This is a genomic window from Streptomyces sp. NPDC096013 (genome assembly GCF_044763565.1).
In the GTDB taxonomy this organism is placed as follows: Bacteria; Actinomycetota; Actinomycetes; order Streptomycetales; family Streptomycetaceae; genus Streptomyces.
The window spans coordinates 206124-230683 of the sequence record NZ_JBIWGK010000013.1 but is presented as its reverse complement, the minus strand read 5'-3'; the positions used below and the strand labels follow the sequence as shown (position 1 = coordinate 230683).

The following is a 24560-nucleotide window of genomic DNA, read 5'->3' as shown; positions in this document are numbered from 1 at the left end:
ACATTTCTGACGCAGAGAGAAGTTGAAGCGCTGTGACCGCGCGCACCGCGAAGAAGGAAGACCTGTACCTGCCGCCCGAGACCGGTTGGGCGAAGGCCCGCCGCCGGGGCGGGAAGGCCGTACGGACCTGTGTCCCGCCCGTCGACGACAGCGGCGTGACACCGCCTCCGCAGACACTGATCGAGGGCAACATCGTCAGAGGGGACGACTGACGAGCCAGAGGAACAGCGCCGACAGCCGGGCCGGATGCCGTGGGCTTCCGGCCCGCGGCATGTCGTCACCCGGAGACGGCGAGGAAGGTCGCCTTCCGGGGTACCCGTAGGCCCGTACCGGACGGACACCCCCACCGGAAGGACCCCGCCCATGTCCACCACAGTCGCCGATCACGTCCTCCAGCGCTTGCGCGAGTGGGACGTCACCCATGTCTTCGCCTACCCGGGCGACGGCATCAACGGCCTGCTCGCCGCCTGGGGCCGCGCGGAGGACAACCCGCGCTTCGTCCAGTCACGGCACGAGGAGATGTCCGCGTTCGAGGCCGTCGGCTACGCCAAGTTCTCCGGCAAGGTCGGTGTCTGCGCGGCGACGTCGGGCCCCGGCGCCATCCACCTCCTCAACGGTCTCTACGACGCGAAGCTCGACCACGTGCCCGTCGTCGCGATCGTCGGCCAGACCAACCGCAGCGCCATGGGCGGCAGTTACCAGCAGGAGGTCGACCTGCTGAGCCTCTACAAAGACGTCGCCTCCGACTTCTGCGAGATGGTGACCGTCCCCGAGCAGCTGCCCAACGTCATCGACCGGGCGATGCGCACCGCCATGGCACGCCGCTCGGTGACCGCGGTGATCATCCCGCTGGACGTCCAGGAACTCGCCTACACGCCGCCCGAGCACGCCTTCAAGATGGTGCCCTCCAGTCTGGGCATGCCGCACTACACGGCGGTGCCGGACGACGACGATCTGCGGCGGGCCGCCGATGTCCTCAACTCCGGTGGAAAGACGGCCATCTTGATCGGTCAGGGCGCCCGGGGTGCCCGCGAGGAGGTGAAGGCGGTCGCCGACCGGCTCGGCGCCGGGGTCGCCAAAGCCCTGCTGGGCAAGGACGCGCTGGAGGACGACCTGCCCTATGTCACCGGCTCCATCGGCCTGTTGGGCACCCGGCCGTCGTACGAGATGATGCGGGAGTGCGACTCGCTGCTGGTGATCGGCTCGTCGTTCCCCTACTCGCAGTTCCTGCCGAAGTTCGGGAAGGCGCGGGGTGTCCAGATCGACATCGATCCGCACATGGTCGGGCTGCGCTATCCCTTCGAGGTCAATCTCGTCGGTGACGCGGCCGCGACGCTGCGCAGGCTGCTGCCGTTGCTGGAGCAGATGGAGGACCCGTCGTGGCGGGTCAAGATCGAGGCGAACGTGGCCCGTTGGTGGGAGGTCATGGAGCGGCGGGCCGCCGTCGAGGCCGATCCGGTCAACCCCGAGCATGTCGTGCACGCGCTCAGCGGACTGCTGCCGGACGACGTGATCCTGTCCGCGGACTCCGGCTCGGCCGCCAACTGGTACGCGCGGCACCTGAAGTTGAGGGGCGCGATGCGCGGTTCGCTGTCGGGGACGCTGGCCACGATGGGTCCGGGGGTGCCGTACGCCATCGGGGCGAAGTTCGCGCACGGTGACCGGCCCGCCATCGCGCTGGTCGGGGACGGGGCCATGCAGATGAACGGCATGGCCGAGCTGATCACCGTCGCGAAGTACTGGCAGGAGTGGGCGGATCCGCGGCTGATCGTCGCCGTGCTGAACAACCGGGACCTCAATCAGGTGACGTGGGAGATGCGTGCCATGGAGGGCGCCCCGCAGTTCCTGCCCTCGCAGTCGCTCCCGGACGTCGCCTACGCCGACTTCGCCCGCTCGCTCGGTCTGACCGGCACCCGGGTGGAGAAGCCGGACGAGGTGACCGGCGCCTGGGAGAGCGCGCTCGCGGCCGACCGGCCCTGCGTGCTGGACTTCGTGACCGACCCCGCCGTACCGCCGATCCCGCCGCACGCCTCCCTGGAGCAGATCGAGGCCGCCGCGTCGTCCGTCCTCAAGGGCGACAGCGATCGCGCGGCCATGGTCAAGCAGGGGTTCAAGGCGAAGATCCAGGATCTGCTGCCCGGCGGCCGGCCCACGGGCCGATCGTGACGTATCACGCAGAAACGGGATGTCTGACCTCGCCGGACAGGGGCACCCGTGATCAGGTAAGGAACCGCACGCCCTACCGAACGACCAGAGGTGAACCATGACCGCGGAGATCAAGGACCTGACCCCGAAGTACACCGTTCCCGGCATCGACCGCGAGGCCGCCGGCCGACTGATCGGTGTGCTGCGCCAGCGGCTCCACTCGCTGAACGATCTCCACCTGACGCTGAAGCACGTGCACTGGAACGTCGTCGGGCCGCACTTCATCGCCGTGCACGAGATGATCGACCCGCAGGTCGACCAGGTGCGCGAGATGGCCGACGACGTGGCGGAGCGCATCGCCGCGCTCGGCGGGGTGGCACCGGGCACGCCGGGCGCGCTGGTGGCCGAGCGGACCTGGGACGACTACTCCATCGGCCGGGCCGACGCCATCGCCCATCTCGGCGCGCTCAACCTGGTCTACACGGGGCTGATCGAGGACCTCCGGGCCGCGGTCAAGGAGGCGGGCGACATCGATCCCGCCACCGAGGACCTGCTGATCGGGCAGCTGCGCGACCTGGAGCAGTTCCAGTGGTTCGTGCGGGCGCACCTGGAGAGCGCGGGCGGCACGCTGGCCACCGATGACGCGCACTCCGAGTCCGAGGCCGCCGCCAAGGGCGCCGAACTGGGCTGACCGGCCCGCACTCTTCACCCGACTTCCCCTGCGCGATCACATCTTAGCACTGGCACCCGCGAAACTTGCCGTTTGACAACTATGGCCATGAGGCAAGAAAGTAGCGGGTGTCATCGCAGCAGGGGAAGGATCTGGGATGCCCCGGTCGGCGGAGACCACTCCGTGCGCCGGCCACGAACAGCGAACAGCCGCCCAGCGGACGGCTGTCGGTCGGCTCTGTCAGGCGGTACGGCTGCCCGAGGAGTCGTCGTGGTCGTGTATCTGCGCCGCCGCCACCGCACAGAACGCTTCCAGGCCCGTCAGGAGCGCGTTGCGCCCGGCGGTCGGCATCTGTTCGAGCACCGCCCCGAGCGCCTCCTCGCGCCGGGCCCGCAGGTCCGACAGGAAGGCCCGGCCCAGGCTGCTGAGGTACAGGCGTACCTCGCGCCGGTCCGTGGGACTCACTTCGCGGTCGACGAAACCGGCGGCCTGCAACCGGTCGCAGAGCCTGCTGGTCGACGGCGGGGTCGAGGCGAGGTGGTCGGCGAGGGTCCGCAGATTGATGCCCTCGTGGTGCTCCAGGATGAACAGCACACGCAGCTGGGAGGCGGACGCGGGCGCCGTCGAGGCACGACCCCACAGGACTTCCAGCAGTTCCGCGGCCGTAGAGGTGACGCGCGCGACCTCGTCGGGCTCGGGGCGGGGGTGGAAGGACGTCACAGTCACACTCTCGCAGGCACAGGGACGAGCCCCAGCCTACTAGGCACGCGCAACGGACACGGATGGACGAGACGACACGCGGCGCACGGGCCGTACGGCCCACCGCAGGAGCGGGTGACGCGTGCCTCGGGTGAGAGATTGGCATACCTACGATCGTGAACAGATTCCTGGCTGTCGAGCGGGCGTTGCGCACGGCGGCCCCCCATGAGCTGCCCGACGTCGTCGGCCGCGAGCTGGGCCGGCTGTACGGGGCGGACTCCGTGGACCTGCTCATGGCCGACTACGGCCTGACCGTGCTCCAGCCCGTGACCGAACTGCCGCACACCCTGCCGCCGGTGTCCGTGCACAACACCCCCGCGGGCCGTGCCTTCGGCGCCCAGGAACCCTTCGTGGAGGGGAACCTCGGGGACGGCAGCGTCCGCGTCCATCTGCCGATCACCGTGCGCGGGGACCGTCTCGGTGTCCTCTCGGTGACGCTGCCCGGCGGCGATCACGTACGCGACTGTCTGACCGAACTGACCGAGCTGGCCGAGGTGTTGGGCCACGAGGTGCTGGTCGCGGAGCGGGACACGGACCTGTATCTGCGGGCCCGGCGCAAGGACCGGCTCACGCTGGCGGCGGAGATGCAGTGGCAGCTGCTGCCGGGCCGTTCGTGCTCGCGCTCCGAGTTCGACCTCGGCGCGCAGCTGGAGCCCGCGTACGCGATCCACGGGGACAACTTCGACTGGTCCGCCACGGCCGACCACCTCACGCTCTACGTCTCGAACGGCATGGGCGAGGGCATAGAGGCGTCGCTTCTGACCAACCTGGCGGTCAACGCCCTGCGCAACGCACGCCGGGCCGGTATCCGCCTCGGCGACCAGGCGGCCCTCGCGGACCAGGCGGTGTACGCGCACTACCAGGGCCGCAGCCACATGTCGGTGCTGATGTTCGACTTCGACCTCACCACCGGACGGGCCCGGGTGGTGGACGCCGGTTCGCCGCAGACGATGCGGCTGCGCGACGGCGTGGTCGAGCGGATCACCTTCGACGCGCAGCTGCCGCTGGGCATGTTCGAGGAGACCGACTACGTCGAGCAGGACTTCCGGGTCGAGCCCGGCGACCGGCTCCTCTTCGTCAGCGACGGGGTGTACGCGGTCGCCTCGCCGAAGGGTGAGGCGTACGGGGAGGCCGCGCTGGCGCGGGCGATCCAGCACACGAGGCTGCTGCCCGCCGCCGAGGTGCCCCGGGCCGTGCTGCGCGAACTGACCGGCCACCGCGGCACGCCGACCCCGGACGACGACGCCTTGGTGGTGTGCCTGGACTGGCGGGGGCGGTGAGGTGCGTCCCGTTCCCCGCGCCCACCCGGGTGGCGCTAGTGTGAAGACACTGAGCCGGAAGGGTGAACGCCGTGAGCACCTCTGAGTCGCTCCCCTCTATGGAGAGCGAGCTGCGGTCGTCGCCGCCCAACGCTCTCGTCGGGACGGCCCGCCGCCTGCTCGCCGACCGGGCCGGAGCCCGGGACGTCGGCCTCTTCCTCGCCGACTACGGCCTGCGGGAGCTGCTTCCGGTCACCCCGCCGCCGGACGCCGCCGGCGAACCCCTGTCCGCCTACGACGGCCCCGCGGGACGCGCGTTCACCCTGCAAACGCCCGTCGTCGAGGCGCACGAGGACGGGACGGTCACCGTGTATGTGCCCGTCACCGTGCGCGGCGACCGGCACGGCGTGCTCTCCGCCCGGCTGCCCGCCGCCGGCGCCGACCCGGCCGGGGTGCGCGGGCTCGCCGAGTTCGCCACCGCGCTGGGCCACGAGATCGCCGCGGCGGAGCGCGACACCGACCTGTACCTCCTGGCCCGCCGCACCCGGCGCCTCACGCTGGCCGCGGAGATGCAGTGGCAGCTCCTGCCGGGGCGCGGCTGCCACCGCCCGGAGTTCGTGATCGGCGCCCATCTGGAGCCCGCCTACACCGTCGGCGGCGACAACTTCGACTGGAGCACCGACGGCAACCGCGTCACGTTGACGGTCACCGACGGCATGGGCCGCGGCATCGACGCCTCCCTGCTGACCAGCGTCACGGTGGGTGCCCTGCGCAACGCCCGCCGGGCCGGCGTGAGCCTCGCCGACCAGGCCCGGCTCGCCGACCAGGCGGTGTACGCCCAGTTCGGCGGCAAGGTGTACGCCTCGACGCTGCTGCTCCGCTTCGACCTCGCGACCGGCACGGTCCAGGCCGTCGACGCGGGCTCCCCGCGGCTCTACCGCAGGCGGGGCGACACAGTGCGGCAGATCGAACTGGAGGCGCAGCTCCCGCTCGGCATGTTCGAGGAGACCGCCTACGAGGAGCAGATCTTCACCGTACGGCCCGGGGACCGGCTCGTGGCGGTCAGCACCGGCGTCCACGGGACCCGCTCACCGGAGGGCGCCCTGTTCGGCGTGGACTCGCTGCGCCGCGCCCTGGACACGGCGCCGACGCAGGCCCCGCAGGAGGTCGCACGCTCGGTGGTGGCCAGCCTCATCGAGCACTTCGGCAGCACGGAACTGACCGCCGACGCGGCCGTGGTCTGCATGGACTGGAACGGACGCGACGCCGGCACGCCGTGAACCGAGGGGGTCACCCGCCCCGGGTGAGTGTCGCGACGAACGCCCGCAGCCCGCGTTCCAGCGCCTCACGGTCGTCCGCCGCCATGCCGCTCACGACCTCGCTCAGCGCCCGGGACCGCAGCCGGGCCACCTCCGCGAGCACGTCCCGGCCGTGCGTGGTGAGCCGGAGCTGTATCTCCCTGCGGTTGTGCGGCGCGGCCTCCCTGAGCAGCAGCCCGGCCGCCTCCAGCCGGTCGCAGAGCCTGCTCACCGTAGGCAGGCCCGCTTCGAGCCGCTCGGCCAGCAGGGTCAGGTTCGCTCCCGGCTCGGCCTCCAGGGCGTGCAGGGCGCGCAGTTGATGCAGGGAGAGCCGTACCGACGCCTCGGCCGCCGCCGCTGTCCACAGCTCGGCCAGGCCGTCCACGGCATCGGCGATCCGGCCCGCGACGGCGTCGCTGCCATCCGCCTGCGCCGGTGTCCTGTCCGCCTCCCCATGAGCTGCCAAGAGTTCGACACCTCAGGGAAGTCGGCAGTGTGGTGATTCGCCGCTCATGTGGTTGGCCTACCCGAGATTCCCACTCGCAAGCCGCCCCGTTTGCGGGAGCCTGGCCGGCCGCTCAGTCGCGGTCGGGATACAGCACGGACGAGATCCGTTGGTGCAGGTCGTGCTGGGGGCGGCCGGGTGCCGTGGGCGCGGCCTCGCGCACGGACTGGGCCAGGGCGCGGAGTTTGACGTTGGCGTGCTGCGAGTGGCGGCGCAGGACGCGCATCGCGACGTCGGCGTCGACGCCGTAGAGCGCCATGAGCACTCCGCGCGCCAGGTCGATGTCCTCCTGGGAGACGCGGGCCCGGTCGATGTCGGAGTCGGCGGTGCGCCGTGCCTCCTGCCGTACGGAGGCCGTCACGTCGACGGCGAATCCGCGCAGCACCACCACCTCGCCGTCGTCATCGCTGCGGCCGTCGCCGACCAGGACGACGTTGCGTTCGGTGTCCGTCGCGCCGACCACGCGGAGGTAGCAGCTGAAGGGGTGGCCGGTGGTCCTGCCGTGTTCCAGGGCGCTGTCGAGGCCGGCCTGGTCCTCGGGGTGGACGTGGCCGCGGAGCAGTTTGGCGGTGGGCGTGACGGCGTCGGTCTCGTAGCCGAGCAGCCGGAACATCTCGTCCGACCACCACCAGGTGTCCTCCGGCAGCCGGTGCAGGAACACTCCGGTGATCTCGTCCGCGTGGTCGTCATCCGACTGCATGGTCCTCACCACCCCGACGTCCGGTTCGTCACCTTGTACGAAACCCTAGCGCCTCAGCCGAAGCGGTGGGGCAGCCGGACGACCTGCACGAAGAAGTCGTCGATCTGCCGGACCGCGGCGATGAACTGGTCGAGGTCGACCGGCTTGGTGACATAGGCGTTGGCGTGCAGTTTGTAGCTGCGCAGGATGTCCTCCTCGGCCGAGGAGGTGGTCAGGACGACCACGGGGATGAGTGCGAGCTCCGGGTCGGACTTGATCTTCTCCAGGACCTGGCGACCGTCGTACTTGGGGAGGTTGAGGTCCAGGAGGATGAGGTCGGGCTGCGGGGCGTCGGTGTGGTCGCCGCGCTTGTAGAGGAAATCGAGGGCCTCCTCGCCGTCGCGGACGACATGGAGGGTGTTGCCGATCTTGTTGTCCTCGAAGGCTTCGCGGGTCATCAGTTCGTCGCCGGGATCGTCCTCCACGAGGAGGACGTCGATCGGGGTCGCGTCGGGGAGGGTCATGTAAGGGCCTTCTCGTCGGTGGTGGTGGAGGTGCCGGTCCCGTCGGCGGGGTCGACGGCCTCGGTGGCTTCGGTGGTTTCGATGTCTGCGGCGGCAGGGGCCTCGTCGGCGGCTTCCTCGACGCACGGGAGCGTGAAGCAGAAGCGGGTGCCCTCGCCGACCGTGGACTCGATCCAGATCCGGCCGCCGTGGTGTTCGACGATCTTCTTGCACAGGGCGAGTCCGATGCCGGTGCCGCCGTAGGCGTCGCGGCTGTGCAGCCGCTGGAAGATGACGAAGACCTTGTCGGTGAACTCCTCGGGGATGCCGATGCCGTTGTCGGCGACGCTCAGGCGCCACATGCCGGGGCTGTCGGGGTCGGCCTCGCAGGTGACGGACACCTGCGGGGCGCGGTCCGGGTGGCGGAACTTCAGGGCGTTGCCCACGAGGTTCTGCCAGAGCATCGTCAGCAGGGTCGGGTCGCCGACGATGGCGGGCAGGGTTTCGGGCCGGTCGATCCGGGCGCCCGACTCCTCCACGGCGGCCGCGAGGTTCCGCAGCGCCTTGTCCAGCGTCGAGCCGAGGTCGACCTCCTCCCGGGTGTCGTCGAGGCGTCCGACGCGGGAGAAGGTGAGCAGGTCGTTGATGAGGACCTGCATGCGCTTGGCGCCGTCGACGGCGAAGTCGATGTACTGCACGCCGCGGTCGTCGAGCTTGTCCCCGTACCGCTTCTCCAGCAGCTGGCAGAACGAGGCGACCTTGCGCAGCGGCTCCTGGAGGTCGTGCGAGGCGACGTAGGCGAACTGCTCCAACTCGGCGTTGGACCGGCGCAGTTCCACGGCCTGCGCGTCCAGCTCGGCGGCCTGTCGGCTCAGGATCTCCTGCTGGTCGCGGGAGGCGTCGAGTTCGGCCACGATCCGTCTGCGCATGCCCTCGACGGCTCCGGCCACCGCGGTGAGGTCGGCCGGGCCGTCCCCGGTGATGTGGTGGGCGAAGTCGCCGCCCGCGACCTTTTCCGAGGCCTTGGTCAGCGCCTCCAGGGGGCGGGTCACCAGCAGGCGTACGAGGACGGCGAGGGCGACGCAGGTCAGCAGGAAGGCCGCGATCATGCCGCTGAGGACGCTGTTGCGCACCGTCCGCTGGTGGGCGAGGTGGGCCCGGCCCTGCTTCACGGCCGTCGCGAGGTCGCTGTTCTGCTTCGCCCAGAGGGCGCGCAGGTGGTCGAACTCGTGCTTGCCGCTGTCCACGGTGGCCTGGTCGACGGCTCCCGGCCGGCCCGGGGTGACGGCGGCGGCGAGGGGCTCGGCGTAGTTCTGCCGCCAGGCGGCCGCGCCGCGTTCCACGGCGTTGAGGTCCGCGAGCAGTTCGGGCCGGTCACTGAGGTGTGCGCGCAGTCGCGCGGCGGACCGGGCCTCGTCCTGTTTACCCGCGGTGTACGGGGTGAGGAACTGCTTGTCGGCGGCGATCGCGTAGCCGCGGACGCCGGTCTCCTGGTTGACCAGCGCGGCCTGGAGCCGGTACGCCTCGATCTGGGAGGGCTGGACCCGCAGCAGCAGGTCGTCGGTCACCCGGGCGGTCTGGCTCAGCAGGCCCGCGCCGATCGCGGTTCCGATCACCACCAGCAGCACCATCAGCGACAGTGCGAGGAAGAACCACCTCTGCACTGTCAGTCGGCGCCCGATCCCTGTTCCGCCCGTCATGTCCTTCACCGTTCTGCTCGTCCCGACTTCCTCTCGCCCGCCTGCTCGGTCCCGGCGCAGTGAATCACGTCCGGGGCAGCCGCATCATGTCCAGTGCAGATGCATCACGGCCACGTCGTCCGCCAGCCCGCCCTGCGCCTCGGCCAGGCGCTCGGCGGATGCGATCAGTTCGTCGACGAACGGCTCGGGGGCCAGTGCGGCCTTCTCCCGCGCGAGACTCAGCAGTCCGTCCTCCCCCAGCCGCTCGGAGCCCCGCCCGACATGGCCCTCGAACAGCCCGTCGGTGAACATCACCACAGCGGCGTCCTGGGGCACGGCCAGTTCCTCGACGGGCCACTCCGCGAGGCCGGGGACCACCCCGAGCGCCGGGCCGCCCGCGACCTCCACCCACTCCACGGCGCCGCCGTGCCGCATCAGCAGCCCGTGGTGTCCGGCCCGCACGACGGTGGCGGTGCGTTCGCCGGGTGCGGCGGAGAGGCTGACGAGGGTGGCGAAGACCTCGCTCCGGGCGCGCTCGGCGACCAGGAGTTCCTCCAGCCGGGCCACCTGCTCGGCGCCCGTGACGCCGCTGAGCACCAGGGTGCGCCAGGCGATCCGCAGGGCCACACCGAGGGCGGCCTCGTCGGGCCCGTGCCCGGACACGTCACCGACGACCGCGTGGACGGTGCCGTCGACGCTCTGCACGATGTCGTAGAAGTCGCCGCCGAGCAGCGCCTGCGCGCGCCCGGGGCGGTAGCGGGCCACCGCTTCGACGCCCTCGCCGCGCAGCAGGGGGCGGGGCAGCAGGCCGCGTTCCAGGCGGGCGTTCTCCTGGGCCTGCATGCGGCTGGCCTGGAGGGCGACGGCAGCGCGCTCGGCCTGCTTGCGCTGGATCGCGTAGCGCACCGCGCGTCCGAAGAGGCCCGGTTCGACGCGGCCCTTGACGAGGTAGTCCTGTGCTCCGGCGGCGACGGCGGCGAGGCCGGTCTCCTCCTCGGCGAGACCGGTGAGGACGACGACGGCCGCCCGCTCGGCGCGAGAGCGGACCTGGGAGAGCGCCTCGAGTCCCTGCGCGTCCGGCAGATGCAGGTCGAGCAGCACACAGTCCGGCACGTCGACCGCGAGCACCTCGGCGGCCTCGGCCATCGACCGCACCCACTGCAGACGTATCTTCAGCGCGCTGTCGGCGACCAGCTCCTCCACCAGGAGGGCATCACCGGCATCGTCCTCGACCAGCAGGACAGCGGGCTGCCAGGCCACCCAGGCTTCCGGGCCGGCCCCTTCGCCACCCACCGACAGCAGGTCGTCGGTCCGCGGCTGTGGCACCGCCATGGTCCTGCCCTCCCCACCGCACGGTTTCTCGAGACCATAGTTGCCGTCAGACAACAGTCGAGAGCATACCGGTAGGCCGGTACGCCCCGGACGCACTAGGCGCGACCGCAGGCGGAACTTCCCAACAAGCCCTGGATTCCGCTTTGTTGAGGGTACGACGACCACCTGTGCGGGCGCGCGGAACCCTCTTCCTCAGCACCCTGTCACGACGCGTGCACGCCCCGCCACACGACGGATGCGGCGGATCAGGAACCACCGTAGGCGTGACCGGAACGTGAACATTCCATGGGGGTGCCATGACCGAGCCGGAAGGAGGAGCCCGGACATCCGATTCCCCGGCACGAGATCGGGACGGCCCGGGCTCCGCACTCCGGGAGGTCCAGCGCAAGCACCCGGTGCGGGGCTAGTCGTCGGGCTGAGGGTTCCGGGCGACATGGTCGTCCCTGGGTCGGATGTTGTTTGAACCGGCCTCAGCCCGGTAGTCCGAAGAGGACGGCCAACTGCCCAGCCGCTCCCGGGAGGGTTCGGCAGTGAGCCCGCCACCGGCCGCCCCGGGACCAGTCCCTGGGGGCGGCCGGCCCTCACTCCCCGAGGAGGTCAGGCAGCGTCGGCGAGCACGCGTTCGCGCACCGTGGCGCAGGACGTGCTGATCAGCCGCGAGACGTGCATCTGCGAGACGCCGAGCCGCTCCGCGATGCCGCTCTGCGTCATGCCCCGGAAGAAACGGAGGTACAGGATGACGCGTTCACGCTCGGGCAGCCGCTCCAGGACGGGCTTGACCGCCTCGCGGTCGACGACCCGGTCGAACCCGGCGTCGCACTCCCCCAGCAGCCCGGCGAGCGTCATACCGGCGTCCTCACCACCGGGCGTCTCCGCGTCCAGCGAGAGCGCGGTGAAGCTGTCCAGCGCCTCCAGACCGGCCTGTACGTCCTCCTCGCTCAGCTGCGCGTACTCGGCGATCTCGGCGACACTCGGGCGCCGGTCGGAGCCCGTGGCGGACAGTTCCCGCAGGGCGATGCGCACCCGGTTGCGGAGTTCCTGGACGCGCCGGGGTACGTGCAGGGCCCACATGTGGTCGCGGAAGTGCCGCTTGATCTCACCGGTGACGGTCGGCACGGCATAGCTCTCGAAGGCGTGGCCGCGCCCGGGGTCGTAGCCGTCGACCGCCTTGACGAGACCGAGTGCCGCGACCTGGCGCAGGTCCTCGTACGGCTCGCCCTTTCCGCGGTAGCGGCCGGCGATGCGTTCGGACATGGGAAGCCAGACCCGGACGAGTTCGTCACGCAGGGCGGCTCGTTCGGCGCCTGCGGGCAGGTGCGACAGACGGTCGAAGGCCTCCGCGGTGCGGGGCGCGTCGTTGTGCGGGTGGCGCTTCCTGGTGGGTGTGCCCATGGTGCTCACAACTCCCTCGTGGGGTTGTCGGAAGGACGGTCCCCATGGGTGGTGAGCACGCGTCGACCAGGCAGGACACACCCGCGATCCGGCGTACACCAGCTCCCACGGACGTGCCTCCTGTCCGAAGCACTCTTAGGGCGCCTTCCCGCGCGAAGCGACCTGAAACCCCTGTACGAAGCCGCTGGCTTCCAGCCGCCAAATCATGACGAATGGTGAGGAAAAGGTGACCGGGCGGACGGACGTGTCAGCCCCATGGCCCCGGGTAGGCGCCGGACTCCCCCGACAGACATGGAGCGAGTGATGGAACGCGGAAGCGACCGACTGAGCGTCCACCGTGACGAGGAGATGAAGCACGAACTGCAGGGGCTGCTGCGTTCCGGGCGTTCGACCCGGACCGAGGAGTGGAACGACCCGGAGCCGACGCCGACGACGACCCGGTGGTCGCGGGCGGGCCCGTGACACCGGGCGGCGGGGCGGTGTCGCTGGAGGCGGTCCGGCTGGAGCTGGCGAAGATCCTGGGCCGCACCTCGTTCCCCGCGGGGCCGCGTGAACTGGGCCGCGTCCTGCGTGAGAAGTACGCGCCGGACAGCCTGGTCGACCCGGTGGAACGCCTGCCGCGCGACGCGCGCTACGCCTCGGCGCGGGAACTCGCGGAAGCCGTGGTGGAGGGCGAGCGGACCGGACGTGGCGCCATGTGACTCATGACGTACGGCCGACCGTGAGACACGATGGCCGGCGAACCGGCACCGGTTCGCCGGCCATCGGCGTCGGTCAGCTCCCGCCGTCACGCGGCGGGTCCGTCGGCGCGGCGGACTGCTCCTGCCGGTCGTCGCGCCGCGCGTCGTGCTGCGCGAGGGCGGACAGCAGTGCCTCCACGGTCATCCCAGCCTCGGCCGGGTGCCGCAGGATGGTTCCGGGCTGGATGCGGTACGCGTTGGTCCGCCCCTCCCGCGTGTGGGTGAGGTAGCCGTCCTGTTCGAGATCGGAGATGATCTTCTGGACCGCCCTCTCGGTGAGCCTGCACCGCACGGCGATGTCACGGATACGAGTGCGATGGTCCTCGGCGATAGCGGCCAGCACGCGCGCGTGACTGGTGAGGAACGTCCACCCCGTGTGTGTCTCCGATACTCCGTCCATGACCCCAGCATAGGGCCCGCCTTTCACGTATCTTGAGACACGAAATAGATTTCGTGTATATCTTGACGCGTCACATGCGCCGGGCAACACTTGAACGGGCAGAAAACAGGGCGGATGCCTCAGGAGCGGCAGCCATGGTGGATCACGAGCGTCGCGTCTTCTCCGGAAGCGGGGTCCGGACGGTCTGTGCGGTGCCCCCCGTCCCCGCGGCGGGGACTCCGCCGGCATCCCTTCCCCTCCCGGCCTCCGCCTCCCTGAAGATCGCGACGCGGCCGGCCGGGACCCGGGTCGTCGTCGTGATGACCGGGGAGATCGACATCGACACGGAACAGACGGTGCAGACCGCCCTGCGGCTGGCACTCGCCCGGTCGTCCGACGGCCTGGACCTCGACCTGTCCGGGGTCGGTTTCTGCGACTGCTCCGGGCTCAACGCCCTGTTGCGCGTCCGCCTGCTCGCGCTGGCGGACGGCAAGACGGTCGCCGTCCGGGCGCTCAGCGAGGAGGTCGACAGGGTGTTCACGCTCACCGGCACGTCGTCACTGTTCGACCCCGACCGTCCGCCCGTCGACGGGGTGGTCAACGCCTGGCGCGGACCTTCCGCGACGACGCACGATCTCAAGGAGGAGTACGGGGTGTCCGACGAGGCCGAGGAGCTGCGCGTCGAAGTCGTGCAGCTCAAGCGCGCGATGCTGACCCGGCCGGTCATCGATCTGGCCCGCGGAGTCCTGATGGCCTCCTTCGGCCTCAGCCCCGAGGACGCCTGGAACGTCCTGGTCTCCGTCTCCCAGCACACGAACACCAAACTCCATCACCTGGCGGAGCAACTGGTCGACTCGGTCAACGGAGCGCCGCTGCCCGCCCATCTGCAGCGGCGGATCTCCCTGGCGGTCGCGGAGATCCCCCGCCCGGCGTAGCACGGAAGGGCGCCGGTGCCGCCTACCCGCCGACGGGCGCCGGTTCCGGCATCGGCGCGATCCGCAGGGCGACCGCGCTCATGGCCTGCGCGTCGTCGCTGATCCGTGTCATCTCCTTCCACCACGACCCGCCGTCCTCGATGTACCGCAGCAGCACGCCCTCGCGGATGCCCCAGGGGCAGACGGTGACGGTCTTGATGCCGGTGAGCTTCATGGCCGTGTGGCCGACCACCGCTCCGGCCAGGCTCTGCGCGGCGCGCGGTGCCGAGACACCGGGCAGCCGGGCCCGCTCGGCGGACGCGAGGGCTGCCAGCCGGTCCAGGCCCACCCGCAGCTCCGAGCGCGCCAACCGCCGTTCCACGAAGGGACCTTGGCGTCCGGGAGCGGCGCCGCAGAGCCGGGCCAGCTGCTGGAAGGTACGGGACGTCACGACGGTGGTCCGGGGGCCTTCCCAGCGGATCCGGGCGGCCACGTCCCGGAGTTGGTGCCGGACCTCGCGGCGCAGAGCCTTGACCGCGCTCGCGGGCGGCGGGTCCTGGCCGTGGAAGAAGTCCCGGGTCAGCCGGCCCGCGCCGAGCGGCAGGGACGCGACGAAGTCGGGCAACCGGCCCCGGCCGAAGGCGACTTCGAAGGAGCCGCCGCCGATGTCGAAGAGGGCGAGCGGTCCGGCGCGCCAGCCCATCCAGCGTCTGGCGCCGAGGAACGTCAGTTCACCCTCGACCTCTCCCGGGAGGGTGCAGAGCCGCACCCCGGTCTCGGTGCGCACCGCGCGGAGCACGTCGAGCCGGTTCGGCGCGCCCCGGACCACCGCTGTGGCGAAGGCGAGTGTCCCTGCGGCGCCCCAGCTCCGGGCGGTCTCCGCAGCGGCCGACACCGCCTTCACCAGCTCGCGTACGGAGTCTTCGGGGATCTCCCCGTACGGCTGGCCGACGCGCTCGGAGAGCCGTAGCTTCCACTTGGCGGTGTGCACGGGCAGCGGTACGCCGTCGCGGAGATCCGCCACCACGAGCCGCACCGTGTTCGACCCCACGTCCACCACACTCATTCGCATGCACCGCTGAGTACCCCGCGGACGAACCGTCAGTCGTCTCGGGATGATCTTCGGGTTCGGCGGGTCGGTGGATCAGCCGCGCAGAGCGTCCAGTCGTCGCGCCGCCGGAGTGAGGGAACGTCCCCGACTCGCCAGTCCCGCCCAGGGGTTGGTGCGGGCCTGCTCCACGGCGTCGGCGATGGTCCAGCGGCGGGCGTCGAGGTCCGGGTCGTCGAGTTGGTCCCAGCTGATGGGGACGGCGACCGGTGCCCCGGGTTCCGCGCGGACGGCGTAGGGGGCGACGGCGGTCTGCGCGTACCCGTTGCGCTGGACATCGAGGTAGAGGCGCTCCCCGCGGTCCTTCTTCCGCGCGGCGGTGGTGAGTCGGCCGGGGTGCGCCTCGGCGAGGTGGTCGGCGACGTCCTTGGCGAAGGCGCGTACGGCGTCGAAGTCCTGCCGCCCGTCGAGGGGCACGACCAGGTGCAGACCGCGCGATCCGGTGGTCATCGGCGCGGACGGCAGCCGCAGTTCGTCAAGCAACTCCCGCAGGAGCAGGGCGGCTTGGCGTACGGCGGGGAAGTCGTCCCCCGTCGGCGGGTCGAGGTCGAAGACCAGGCGGTCGGGCCGGTGCTCCTTGCCGGCCCGGGACAGCCATCGGTGCGGGGTGACGCAGGCCTGGTCGGCGAGGTACACGAGGGTGGCGGTGTCGTCGCACACGAGGTGCGTGACCGTGCCGCCCTCCTTGGCGACCTCGACACGTTCGATCCAGTCCGGGTAGTGCTCCGGGACGTTCTTCTGCATGAACCGGGGGCCGTCGATCCCGTCCGGGTGCCGCTCCAGCATCAGCGGGCGTCCGCGCAGGTGCGGCACCATGAAGGGGGCGACGGCGCGGTAGTACGCGACGAGGTCGCCCTTCGTGTACTCCTTGCCGCTCCCGTCGGCCGGGAACAGCACCTTGTCGGGCCGGTGGACGGTGAGGCTTCGTCGCCCCGCACGCACGGTCCGGGTGTCGGCCATCAGGAGCCGCCGGACCCCGCGTCCCAGCGTGGGCGGTCCTGGTTGTCGCTGCGCCTGCTGCCGGACTGGTGGACCTCGTGCGGCCTGAGCCGCTCACCACCGTCGCCGGGCTGCGGCACCTCGTCCGGCTCCCGCTGTTCCTGCACCTCCCGGACGGCACCGGTCTCCGGCAGCCGGGGCTGCTCCTCCGGCCGCGGCGGAGCCGGCTCCCGCTCCCGCACCTTGATCCCCAGCCGCACGGCCCACACGAGCAGCGCGACGACGACGAGACCACCGGCCACGGCTACCACCACGCCCATGGCGGCGCCGGACACTGCGAGCTCCATGTGTTCTTTCTCGGCGATCATCATGGGGGCCGGGTACCCCCGCGCGCGGTGACCAATCGGACCCTCGCCCGCGGTGCCCGCCCCGGTGTCGCGGTCGCGCCTAAGGGGTCCCCTGGGCGGCCACCGTCCGCAGATACGCGCCGAGGCGGGCGATGGCCGACGGGTTGCGGGGGCTCTCGACGAGGTCGACGTAGTCCAGGACGAAGATCCGGCGGTGCTTGATCGCGGAGACGTCGCGGAGCGGGGCGTAGGAGAGGAGGAACTTCTTCTTCTGCTCGGCGCTCACGTCGCCGTAGTCGCAGATCACGATGACCTCGGGGTCGCGCCGCACGACGCTCTCCCAGCCGACCGTGGTCCAGGAGTCGTCGACGTCATGCATGACGTTGACGCCGCCGGCCTCGCTGATGATCTGGTCGGGTGCCGCGTAGCGGCCGGAGGTGAACGGGGAGTCCTGGCCGCTGTCGTAGAGGAAGACCTTGGGGCTCTTCGCCGGGGCCTTGGTGTGGACGGCGGCGATCTGCTGCTTGAAGTCGGCGATCAGTGCGGCCGCGCGCTTCTCGACGCCGAAGAGCTTTCCGAGGTTGGTGAGGTCGGTGTAGAGGGCGCTCAGGGGCGGCATGATGCCGCGGGAGCTGTCCGTACGGCCGTTGCGGCAGGACTCGGTGAGAAGGTACGACGGGATGCCGAGCTTCTTCAGGGCGTCGGGGGTGAAGCCGCCGTCGTCGCGGAAACCGTAGTTCCAGCCGGCGAAGACCAGGTCGGCGCGGGCGTCGAGGACGTTCTCCTTGGTGAGCTGGTCCTTGGACAGCCACTTCACCTTCTTGTAGCCGTCCCTCCAGGGCACGTCCGTGAGGTCGCCCTTGTCGTCGGGCATGGCGAACCCGGCCATGCGGTTCTCCAGTCCGAGGGCGAACATCAGCTCCGTGATGCCGACGTCGTTGGTGACGACCCGCTCGGGAACCTTCTCGTAGGTCACTTTCCGGCCGCAGTTGGTGAGGGTGACGGCGGACGGCTCTGCGGCCTTCGGTGAGGGCTCGACCGTGGCGCCGCACCCTGCGGTGGCGGTCGCGGCGAGACAGAGTGCGGCGGCAAGCAGCTTGCGCATAAAGGGAGTTGTCCTTCAGACGGTGGGCGGAAGCAGGTCGAACAGGAGCTGGACTGCGCCGGTCTCCGGGTGCCGCACGGGATGCGCGCGGACCCCGAACACCTCGGCGAGCAGGGCCGGTCGGAGGACGTCGTGCGGTGGTCCCGAGGCGACGATCCGGCCGCCGGAGATGACGTACAGCAGGTCGCAGTGGGCGGCGGCGAGGTTCAGGTCGTGCAGGGCCGCGAGCACGGTCAGGCCGCTGCCGCGGACCAGGGACAGCACGTCCAACTGGTGGGCGATATCAAGGTGGTTGGTGGGCTCGTCGAGGACCAGGACGCGAGGCCGCTGGGCGAGCGCGCGGGCGATCAGGACGCGCTGCCTCTCACCGCCGGACAGGGCGAGGAAGCCCCGGTCGGCGAGGTGGGAGACACCGGTGCGTGCCATGGCTCCGGCGCAGATCTCCCGGTCCGAGGCGGCGGTGCGGCCTTGGTGGGGCAGCCGTCCCATGGCGACCACTTCGGCGACGGTGAAGTCGAACTCGGCCGACGACTCCTGCGGCAGCGCGGCCAACTGCCGTGCCGCGGCCCGGGGTTCCATGGCGTGTACGTCGTCGCCGTCCAGCCACACCGCTCCGTCCGCCGGTCGCAGCGCCCGGTACACGCACCTCAACAGGGTCGATTTCCCGCTGCCGTTGGGGCCGACGAGCCCGACGAAGGCCCCGCTGTCCACGCTGAGCCGGATGTCCTCGACGAGCCGCACCGCGCCCGCGTCGACCGACAGCCCCTCGATGTCGAGCCTCATCGACGCCCCCCGAAAGCGGAGCCGCTACGCCGCATCAGCAGCAGGAAGGCGGGCACTCCGACGACCGCGGTGATCACGCCGACCGGCAGTTCGGCGGGCGCCAGAAGCAGCCGGGACAGGACGTCCGCCCACACCAGCAGCACCGCTCCGGCCGGCGTGGCGACCGCGAGGACCCGGCGGTGATCGGCACCGACGAGCATCCGCACGAGATGCGGAACCATCAGCCCGACGAAACCGATGGCACCGCTCACGGCGACCACGGTCCCGGTGACACCGGCGGTCACGACGAACAACTCCCGCCGCAGACGGGCGGGTTGGACGCCGAGGGCGGCGGAGGTCTCGTCCCCCATCGCGAGGGCGTTGAGCGACTCCGCGCGCCGGCGCAGCCACGCCCAGCCGGCCGCCACGGTGACGGCGGCCAGGGGCACCTGCGCCCAGGTCGCGCCGCCGAGGCTCCCCAGCAGCCACATCATCGCCGAGCGGGCCGCTTCGCCCCGGGCGGCACCGAACACCATCACGGTGGTGACGGCCTCGAAGCCGTAGGCCAGCGCGGTGCCCGTCAGGACCAGCCGCAGCGGGGTGAGACCGTGCGGCGAGCGGGCCACGGCGTAGACCAGGACCATGGCCGCGAGCGCCGAGACGAACGCGGATGCCGACAGTGCCCACACGCCGAGCCCGGCGAAGGCGCCCAGCAGGATGACGGCGTTGGCGCCGACCGCCGCGCCCGAGGAGATGCCCAGCACGAAGGGATCGGCGAGCGCGTTGCGGACCATGGCCTGCACGGCCACGCCGACCGCCGAGAGCCCGGCGCCGACGACGGCCGCGAGGACGACCCGGGGCAGCCGGATCTCCCAGATGATGGTGTAGGCGGCGGCGTCGGAGGCGTGCACGGTGCCGCCGGTGGCCCCGGCCCAGAGGAACCGGAACATGTCCGCCGTACCGATTCCGGCGGCGCCCAGGCCGACGCCGCACACGAGGGAGACGCCGAGCAGGAGCAACAGCCCGCTCAGCAGGAGCGGTTGGGGTATGCGGCGGGGATCACGCCCTGGGCTCCGGCCACGGCCGGAGCATGCCTTCGGACGACGGAACACGAGCGGCGGTCCTTCACCTGGGGCCGCCTGATGAGCCTCGATCGAGGAGACAGCCCGACGACCGTGTCGGCCGCTCGGCCCTCTCTCGCAGTCCACGGCGAGCAGTCAACGGGTCGCACCACCCACGGGCGATCGGACTCGCGCGACAACCGGGGGTCGCCACGCACACCGTTGCGGGTCAGCGCCGGACTCTCACCGGACTTCCCCCGCGGGAGGCAAGGGGAGCCTAACAAACGACACGGACCGGGCCGACAGCTCGCACCCGGGACTGTTCCACCGGTTCGGGCTCACGACCGACGGGCCCAGTCCGTCGTGGACGCGACCTTCACCCTCAACTCGGGCCGCCCGCCACCGAGATGGCACGCACCGCGTCGGCACCGGACCGCGCACACGCGGCGCGTAGGGCGTCCATCTTCTCCGCGTCGGTCGTGCCGGCGGCCGCCGTGTAGGTGACGATCCTCAGGTCGGTGCCGGCTGCCATCACCACGTCGAGGTCGAGGTCGAGGTCCCCGACCCGGGGGTGCTCGACGGTCTTGCGGTCGCCGACGTGCGGGCGGGCGGTTCCGTTGGACCACAGGTGCGCGAAGCGTGGGCTGTCGTGCAGCATGCGGTCGACGAAGGCGGCGAGGCGCGCGTCGTGCGGGTGGGCGGCGGCCGTCACCCGCAGGTCGGCGACGAGGTCCTCCTCCTCGACCTCGTCGCCCGCCCAGGACCGCACCGGCCAGGCCCCGATCGGCCCGCGCCCCCGCGCACCGCCCGTCCGGAACATGCCGGCCACGAGGTTGCGCTCCGCCCAGCCGTACGCACGGGGATCGCCGATCGTCTCCGACCACATGCCGTTCCAGCCGACGAGGGTCCAGTCGGCGGCGAACACCGCGGTGGGAGTCGCCGCCAACTGGCCCACAAGTCGGTGCACCCGCGCGGGTACGTTCCGGGACACGTCCCCGGCCGGGGGCGGGGCGAGGTGGGCGCAGCGGAACAGGTGGTCGCGCTCGGACGGTTGCAGACGCAGCGCCCTGGCCAGCGCGGTGACCACCTGGGCCGAGGGATTCCGGGCCCGCCCCTGCTCCAGCCGGACCACGTAGTCGACCGACAGACCGGCGAGCCGGGCCACCTCCTCACGGCGCAGGCCGGGGATACGCCGGTCCCCGTCCACCTCAAGACCGCTGTCCTGAGGCGACACCCGCTCACGCCACCCCCGCAGAGCGATGCCGAAGTGGTTCGTCGTAGCCATGAACGACATTGTCGTTCAACTACCGCGCGACAAACGAAAGTTCGACCCCCGTACGGCGGAGTCTTTACTCGGTGGTCTACGACGTCGCGTCGGCCGGCACCGCCTCACCGGACACGTCGGCATCAGTGCCGCCCTCGTTCCAGCGCGCCCGGATGAACGCGCCGGCGGCATCGAGCGCGGCGGCCCCTTCGTCGAGCAGCGCGGCGAACGCCTGGAAGACATGCGGGACTTCGGGCCAGACCTGCAACTCGACGTGGACGTCGTGCGCGGCGGCTCGCGCGGCCAGCCGTACCGCGTCGTCCAGGAGGATCTCGTAGGAACCGACCTGGATGAACAGCGGTGCCACGCCGGTCAGGTCGGCGAAGACGGGGCTGGCGTGCGGGGTGGTGGGGTCCGTGTCGCGGAGGTAGTCGCGGGCCCGGATGCGCAGGCCCTCCGCGGTCACCGAGGCATCCACCGCGGCCTTGCCCACCGCGCTGTCGCCGGACACGCTCAGGTCGGCCCACGGCGAGAAGACCGCGGCCGAGGCGGGCTGGGGCAGCCCCGCGTCCTTGGCGGCGACGAGTGCCGCGGCGACCAGACCGCCACCCGCGGATTCACCGACGAAGGCGATGTCGGAGCTGCGCACCCCGGCGTCGAGCAGGGCCCCGTACACGGCGAGGGCGTCGTCGACCGCCGCGGGGAACGGGTGCTCGGGCGCCAGCCGGTAGTCGACGCAGATGGCGCGTGCGCCGGTGCGTCGGGAGACCTCGGCGGCGAGCCCCGCGGCGTCGGCCGCCGAGCCGATGGCGTACGCGCCGCCGTGCAGGTACAGCAGCACGGCCGCCGGGCCGATCTCCGGTGTCTCGACGGTGACGACGGGCACGCCGCCCAGTTCGCCCTCCGTGGTCGAGACGTCGGGCGGCAACGGGATGGACGTCATCATGTCGTGGAAGAGAGCGCGCTGTTGAGCGACGTCCCCGCCGAGGTCGAGCGGACCGTGCCGCAGCATCTCGTCGAGGGCTTGGCGCTGTTGCCGGGACATGGCTGTGCCTTTCGTGGTTCCGGTCGGTGCGGTGGTACGGGTCGAACGGCGGGTTCGCCGCTGGTGCACGGGGAGTCCGCAGCCGGTCGGCGCCCGGTCAGCGCGGTGGCCCGACGATGATCTGGCCGTACATGTCGGCGGCCTCGGCCATGAGGTCCCGCGAGATCTCGAAGCCCTCGGGGCGCGGAGTCGTGAGGTCACGCCCCGCGTGCCGGAACATGCCCTCGATGCCGCCGGGGGTGGCGATCATCAGCAGGTCGGCCGTGTCGGAGGTGATCCGGTAGCCGTGCGGGACGTTGCGCGGCAGGAAGACGATGCCGCCCTCCGTCAGCTCCATCTCCTCGTCGTCGCACCACAGCAGCGCGCTCCCCTTGATGAGCATGAAGACCTCGTCCTCGCGGGTGTGCGTATGGTACGGAGGTGCCTCGCCCTTGGACACGGAGAACCGTCCCACGGTGAGCTGTCCGCCGGTCGCCGCCGCGTCCAGCAGGACGGCGAACTGGCCGCCGTCGAGCCATTCGAGTTTCTGCTGCTGTTCGGGCTGTGCGAGGTAGGCCATGGTCATGTGGCTGTCCGTTCTGCGCGTCCGGTGAACTCGGCGCCCGCGATGAGGAGTTGGATGGTGTCGCGGCGAACGACGCGGTCATCTGGCATCTCCGGCCGGGGCCGCGCCCTGCCCTTTCGATGATCCTCTTCGCTCCCGCCGACCGCCAGCGGTGCGGGTAGGAACAGCAGTACCACTCCCGCTGCCGGACCACCGGCGCACGCGCGTGCGGGACGCCGTCGGGCTTGTGGCATTCTCTGCTGCCATGGATGCCTCGAGTGATCGCGAACTGCCGTCCACGGACGAGGACTTGGAGATCCGCGCGGTGTCCGCCGAGCGGCTCACGTTCTTCGGCGACGCGGTGGTCGCCATTGCCCTCACGCTGCTGGCCCTGGAGCTTCCGGTACCGGAGGGCTCGACCAACTCCGAGATGTGGCACTCGGCCACATCGCACCGGGACAGCTACCTGGCGTTCATGATCAGCTTCGTGGTGATCGCCGCGCACTGGCGCGCGCACCACCGCGTGTTCCGCCATGTCACGGCGACGAACAGCCGGTTGACGGCCTTCACCATGTACTGGCTGCTCACCCTGGTGATCACACCGTTCGCGACCGACGTGATCGGCGGCCACGGAGCCTTCGAGTTCCGCTTCGTCTTCTACGCCGTCGTCCAGTCCGCGGCCTGCCTCCTGTTCCTGCTGATGGTCCGCGAGATCCCCCGCGAGGGCCTCGCCCGCCCCGGCACCCCGCCCGAGATCTTCTCCCGCTCCGTCCACCGCGCGGGCATGGTGGCCCTCGGGTTCCTGATCTCGATCCCGGTCTCGCTCGTCACCCACTGGGCGTATGTGTGCTGGATCGTGGTGCCGCTCGTCGACTCGGTCATCGACGCGCGCAAGGGCCGTACGGCGCGGCAGAGTTCGCAGGACTGAGCCGGCCGCGCCTTAGGCACTACCAGGGCACCACCCCGCTCTCGTCCTGGAAGGTCCCCGTCGGCCCGTCCGCGTCGAGGGTCGCCAGCCGTACGACGACCTCGGCGCTCTCCTCCGGCGCCCGTCCGATGCCGAACGCGGCGGTCATGTCGGTCGCGGTGGTGCCGGGCTCGACCGCGTTGAACTTGATGCCCGGCTGGGACTTGGCGTACTGGACCGTGAGCATGGTGGCCGCGGCCTTGGAGGCGGAGTAGAGCGCCAACGGCAGGTTGAACTCCGGCCGTTCGGGGTTGGTCACCGCCCAGAACGACCCGGCGCTGCTGGAGACGGTGACCACCGTCGGGTTGGCCGACCTGCGCAGCAGGGGCAGCGCCGCCTCCGTGACCCGTACGACTCCCACCGCGTTGGTGTCGAAGGCCCGCAGGGCCGTGGGGCCGTCGAGGACCCCGTCCCCGAGGATGCCCGCGTTGTTCACCAGGACGTCGAGCCGTCCCTCGGCCGAGTCGATCGTCGCCAGTGCCTCGCTCACCGACGCGTCGTCGGTCACGTCGAGTTGCACGAACCGCGCGCCGAGCGCCGCCGCGGCCTTCTCGCCCCGCTCGGCGTCACGAGCGCCTATGTAGACGACATGGCCCAGTGCGAGGAGCTGCCTGGCGGTCTCGAAGCCGATGCCCTTGTTGGCACCGGTGATCAGCGTGATGGTCATGGTGTGTCCTCCGAGTCGGGTCGCCCGCGCGGGCCGGAAAATGACATCCGGACCGTCCGGGGCTGATGTGGGTGGGTCAGGCGGTCAGTTGCCGGGAGAGTTCACCGGCGTCGTGGAGCGCGGTCATGTGCACGAACCGGCCGTCGCGGACCTGGTAGATGGCGTACTCGACGATCTCGAACGAGGCACCGGTGGGAGCCACGCCGAGCCATTCCTTCGCCGGAGTACCGGTGTTGACCAGCCGGGCGGCCAACCGGTCGCCGTCGAAGAGGAGTTCCTTCAGCTCCCAGTGGAGGTCCGGGACCGCGTCGACGTCATGCTTCTGGACCGCGATGAGGTCCTCCCGCGTGGCCGGCTCACCGTTGAGGGTGGTCCGGTCGTCGATGAACTCGTCCATGCCGTCGAACGTGTGGGCGTTGAGCGATGCGAGGTAGCGCAGGTAGAACGCGCGCAGGTCGTTGTCGGACATGAGGGTTCCCTTCCATGGAGTGGTCCCG

General features: G+C 71.1%; 26 protein-coding genes, 1 pseudogene and 1 riboswitch. Of the genes and pseudogenes, 8 read left to right on the top strand and 19 right to left on the bottom strand.

The features are described 5' to 3' along the window. The first annotated feature begins 32 nt into the window (after positions 1-32). The 3 genes from ACIRB1_RS35530 to ACIRB1_RS35520 all read left to right on the top strand — a co-directional run bounded on the left by ACIRB1_RS35530 (position 33) and on the right by ACIRB1_RS35520 (position 2836). The gene (locus ACIRB1_RS35530; protein ID WP_352178580.1) at positions 33-212 is read left to right on the top strand and encodes a hypothetical protein; all 180 of its coding nucleotides are present in this window, start codon (positions 33-35) and stop codon (positions 210-212) included. Positions 213-363: 151 nt separating this feature from the next. Further along, the gene (locus ACIRB1_RS35525) at positions 364-2166 is read left to right on the top strand and encodes a thiamine pyrophosphate-requiring protein (RefSeq protein ID WP_403468367.1); all 1803 of its coding nucleotides are present in this window, start codon (positions 364-366) and stop codon (positions 2164-2166) included. Positions 2167-2263: 97 nt separating this feature from the next. Continuing rightward, complete coding sequence (locus tag ACIRB1_RS35520) at positions 2264-2836, top strand: DNA starvation/stationary phase protection protein (protein WP_352178578.1); 573 nt, start codon at positions 2264-2266, stop codon at positions 2834-2836. A gap of 219 nt (positions 2837-3055) precedes the next feature. On the opposite strand, the gene ACIRB1_RS35515 is transcribed toward ACIRB1_RS35520, so the two are convergent. Then, a complete protein-coding gene (locus ACIRB1_RS35515) occupies positions 3056-3541 on the bottom strand; it encodes a MarR family transcriptional regulator (RefSeq protein ID WP_401192889.1) in 486 nt (161 codons plus the stop codon). A gap of 149 nt (positions 3542-3690) precedes the next feature. Here ACIRB1_RS35515 and ACIRB1_RS35510 point away from each other — a divergent pair, with 149 nt between their 5' ends. Beyond that, entirely contained in the window at positions 3691-4854 is a 1164-nt protein-coding gene (locus tag ACIRB1_RS35510; protein WP_352178576.1) for a PP2C family protein-serine/threonine phosphatase, read from the top strand. Positions 4855-4916: 62 nt separating this feature from the next. After that, positions 4917-6113 carry a PP2C family protein-serine/threonine phosphatase gene (locus ACIRB1_RS35505; protein ID WP_403468366.1) on the top strand — a complete coding sequence of 399 codons (1197 nt, stop codon included), beginning with the start codon at positions 4917-4919 and terminating at the stop codon, positions 6111-6113. A gap of 10 nt (positions 6114-6123) precedes the next feature. On the opposite strand, the gene ACIRB1_RS35500 is transcribed toward ACIRB1_RS35505, so the two are convergent. The 6 genes from ACIRB1_RS35500 to ACIRB1_RS35475 all read right to left on the bottom strand — a co-directional run bounded on the left by ACIRB1_RS35500 (position 6124) and on the right by ACIRB1_RS35475 (position 12221). Further along, the gene (locus ACIRB1_RS35500; RefSeq protein WP_403468365.1) at positions 6124-6597 is read right to left on the bottom strand and encodes a MarR family winged helix-turn-helix transcriptional regulator; all 474 of its coding nucleotides are present in this window, start codon (positions 6595-6597) and stop codon (positions 6124-6126) included. Positions 6598-6709: 112 nt separating this feature from the next. Next, positions 6710-7336, bottom strand: a complete 627-nt coding sequence (locus tag ACIRB1_RS35495) for a PAS and ANTAR domain-containing protein (RefSeq protein ID WP_403468364.1) — start codon at positions 7334-7336, stop codon at positions 6710-6712. Positions 7337-7389: 53 nt separating this feature from the next. Continuing rightward, complete coding sequence (locus ACIRB1_RS35490; RefSeq protein ID WP_403468363.1) at positions 7390-7839, bottom strand: response regulator; 450 nt, start codon at positions 7837-7839, stop codon at positions 7390-7392. Beyond that, entirely contained in the window at positions 7836-9518 is a 1683-nt protein-coding gene (locus ACIRB1_RS35485) for an ATP-binding protein (protein WP_403468362.1), read from the bottom strand. The genes ACIRB1_RS35490 and ACIRB1_RS35485 overlap by 4 nt, the downstream gene beginning before the upstream one ends. 84 nt (positions 9519-9602) lie before the next feature. After that, complete coding sequence (locus ACIRB1_RS35480) at positions 9603-10829, bottom strand: PP2C family protein-serine/threonine phosphatase (protein WP_403468361.1); 1227 nt, start codon at positions 10827-10829, stop codon at positions 9603-9605. Positions 10830-11426: 597 nt separating this feature from the next. Then, positions 11427-12221, bottom strand: coding sequence for a SigB/SigF/SigG family RNA polymerase sigma factor (locus ACIRB1_RS35475; RefSeq protein WP_403468360.1), 795 nt, complete (start codon positions 12219-12221; stop codon positions 11427-11429). Positions 12222-12524: 303 nt separating this feature from the next. On the opposite strand from ACIRB1_RS35475, the pseudogene ACIRB1_RS35470 reads away from it, so the two are divergent. Beyond that, a pseudogene (locus tag ACIRB1_RS35470) lies at positions 12525-12922 on the top strand (DUF2795 domain-containing protein). Between the two features lie 73 nt (positions 12923-12995). Here the strand turns inward: ACIRB1_RS35470 and ACIRB1_RS35465 are convergent. After that, positions 12996-13361, bottom strand: a complete 366-nt coding sequence (locus ACIRB1_RS35465; RefSeq protein ID WP_403468359.1) for a helix-turn-helix transcriptional regulator — start codon at positions 13359-13361, stop codon at positions 12996-12998. A gap of 134 nt (positions 13362-13495) precedes the next feature. On the opposite strand from ACIRB1_RS35465, the gene ACIRB1_RS35460 reads away from it, so the two are divergent. After that, on the top strand, positions 13496-14275 hold the full coding sequence (locus ACIRB1_RS35460) for an ANTAR domain-containing protein (RefSeq protein WP_403468358.1): 780 nt from the start codon (positions 13496-13498) through the stop codon (positions 14273-14275). 22 nt (positions 14276-14297) lie between these two features. Here ACIRB1_RS35460 and ACIRB1_RS35455 read toward each other — a convergent pair whose 3' ends face one another. The 9 genes from ACIRB1_RS35455 to ACIRB1_RS35415 all read right to left on the bottom strand — a co-directional run bounded on the left by ACIRB1_RS35455 (position 14298) and on the right by ACIRB1_RS35415 (position 22450). Beyond that, a complete protein-coding gene (locus ACIRB1_RS35455) occupies positions 14298-15326 on the bottom strand; it encodes a Ppx/GppA family phosphatase (protein WP_403468357.1) in 1029 nt (342 codons plus the stop codon). Positions 15327-15398: 72 nt separating this feature from the next. Then, positions 15399-16322, bottom strand: coding sequence for a non-homologous end-joining DNA ligase (gene ligD / locus ACIRB1_RS35450; protein ID WP_403468356.1), 924 nt, complete (start codon positions 16320-16322; stop codon positions 15399-15401). After that, the gene (locus ACIRB1_RS35445; RefSeq protein ID WP_403468355.1) at positions 16322-16648 is read right to left on the bottom strand and encodes a DUF6479 family protein; all 327 of its coding nucleotides are present in this window, start codon (positions 16646-16648) and stop codon (positions 16322-16324) included. The genes ligD and ACIRB1_RS35445 overlap by 1 nt, the downstream gene beginning before the upstream one ends. 100 nt (positions 16649-16748) lie before the next feature. Beyond that, the gene (locus ACIRB1_RS35440; protein ID WP_403468354.1) at positions 16749-17753 is read right to left on the bottom strand and encodes an ABC transporter substrate-binding protein; all 1005 of its coding nucleotides are present in this window, start codon (positions 17751-17753) and stop codon (positions 16749-16751) included. A 15-nt stretch (positions 17754-17768) separates the two neighbouring features. Then, the gene (locus ACIRB1_RS35435; protein ID WP_403468353.1) at positions 17769-18536 is read right to left on the bottom strand and encodes an ABC transporter ATP-binding protein; all 768 of its coding nucleotides are present in this window, start codon (positions 18534-18536) and stop codon (positions 17769-17771) included. Continuing rightward, positions 18533-19564, bottom strand: coding sequence for a FecCD family ABC transporter permease (locus ACIRB1_RS35430; RefSeq protein WP_403468389.1), 1032 nt, complete (start codon positions 19562-19564; stop codon positions 18533-18535). The genes ACIRB1_RS35435 and ACIRB1_RS35430 overlap by 4 nt, the downstream gene beginning before the upstream one ends. 189 nt (positions 19565-19753) lie before the next feature. Beyond that, a riboswitch (cobalamin riboswitch) is annotated at positions 19754-19834 on the bottom strand. A gap of 124 nt (positions 19835-19958) precedes the next feature. Continuing rightward, positions 19959-20861, bottom strand: a complete 903-nt coding sequence (locus ACIRB1_RS35425) for a helix-turn-helix transcriptional regulator (protein ID WP_403468352.1) — start codon at positions 20859-20861, stop codon at positions 19959-19961. Positions 20862-20937: 76 nt separating this feature from the next. After that, positions 20938-21885, bottom strand: a complete 948-nt coding sequence (locus ACIRB1_RS35420) for an alpha/beta hydrolase fold domain-containing protein (RefSeq protein ID WP_403468351.1) — start codon at positions 21883-21885, stop codon at positions 20938-20940. Positions 21886-21982: 97 nt separating this feature from the next. Further along, positions 21983-22450 (bottom strand): cupin domain-containing protein, encoded by a 468-nt coding sequence (locus tag ACIRB1_RS35415; protein ID WP_266778784.1) that lies wholly within the window; start codon positions 22448-22450, stop codon positions 21983-21985. Positions 22451-22694: 244 nt separating this feature from the next. Here ACIRB1_RS35415 and ACIRB1_RS35410 point away from each other — a divergent pair, with 244 nt between their 5' ends. Next, on the top strand, positions 22695-23357 hold the full coding sequence (locus tag ACIRB1_RS35410; protein WP_403468350.1) for a TMEM175 family protein: 663 nt from the start codon (positions 22695-22697) through the stop codon (positions 23355-23357). 19 nt (positions 23358-23376) lie between these two features. Here the strand turns inward: ACIRB1_RS35410 and ACIRB1_RS35405 are convergent, their stop codons facing one another. Both ACIRB1_RS35405 and ACIRB1_RS35400 read right to left on the bottom strand, forming a co-directional pair. Beyond that, entirely contained in the window at positions 23377-24063 is a 687-nt protein-coding gene (locus tag ACIRB1_RS35405; RefSeq protein WP_403468349.1) for an SDR family NAD(P)-dependent oxidoreductase, read from the bottom strand. A 76-nt stretch (positions 24064-24139) separates the two neighbouring features. Then, positions 24140-24532 carry an ester cyclase gene (locus ACIRB1_RS35400; protein ID WP_403468348.1) on the bottom strand — a complete coding sequence of 131 codons (393 nt, stop codon included), beginning with the start codon at positions 24530-24532 and terminating at the stop codon, positions 24140-24142. Positions 24533-24560: the final 28 nt, after the last annotated feature.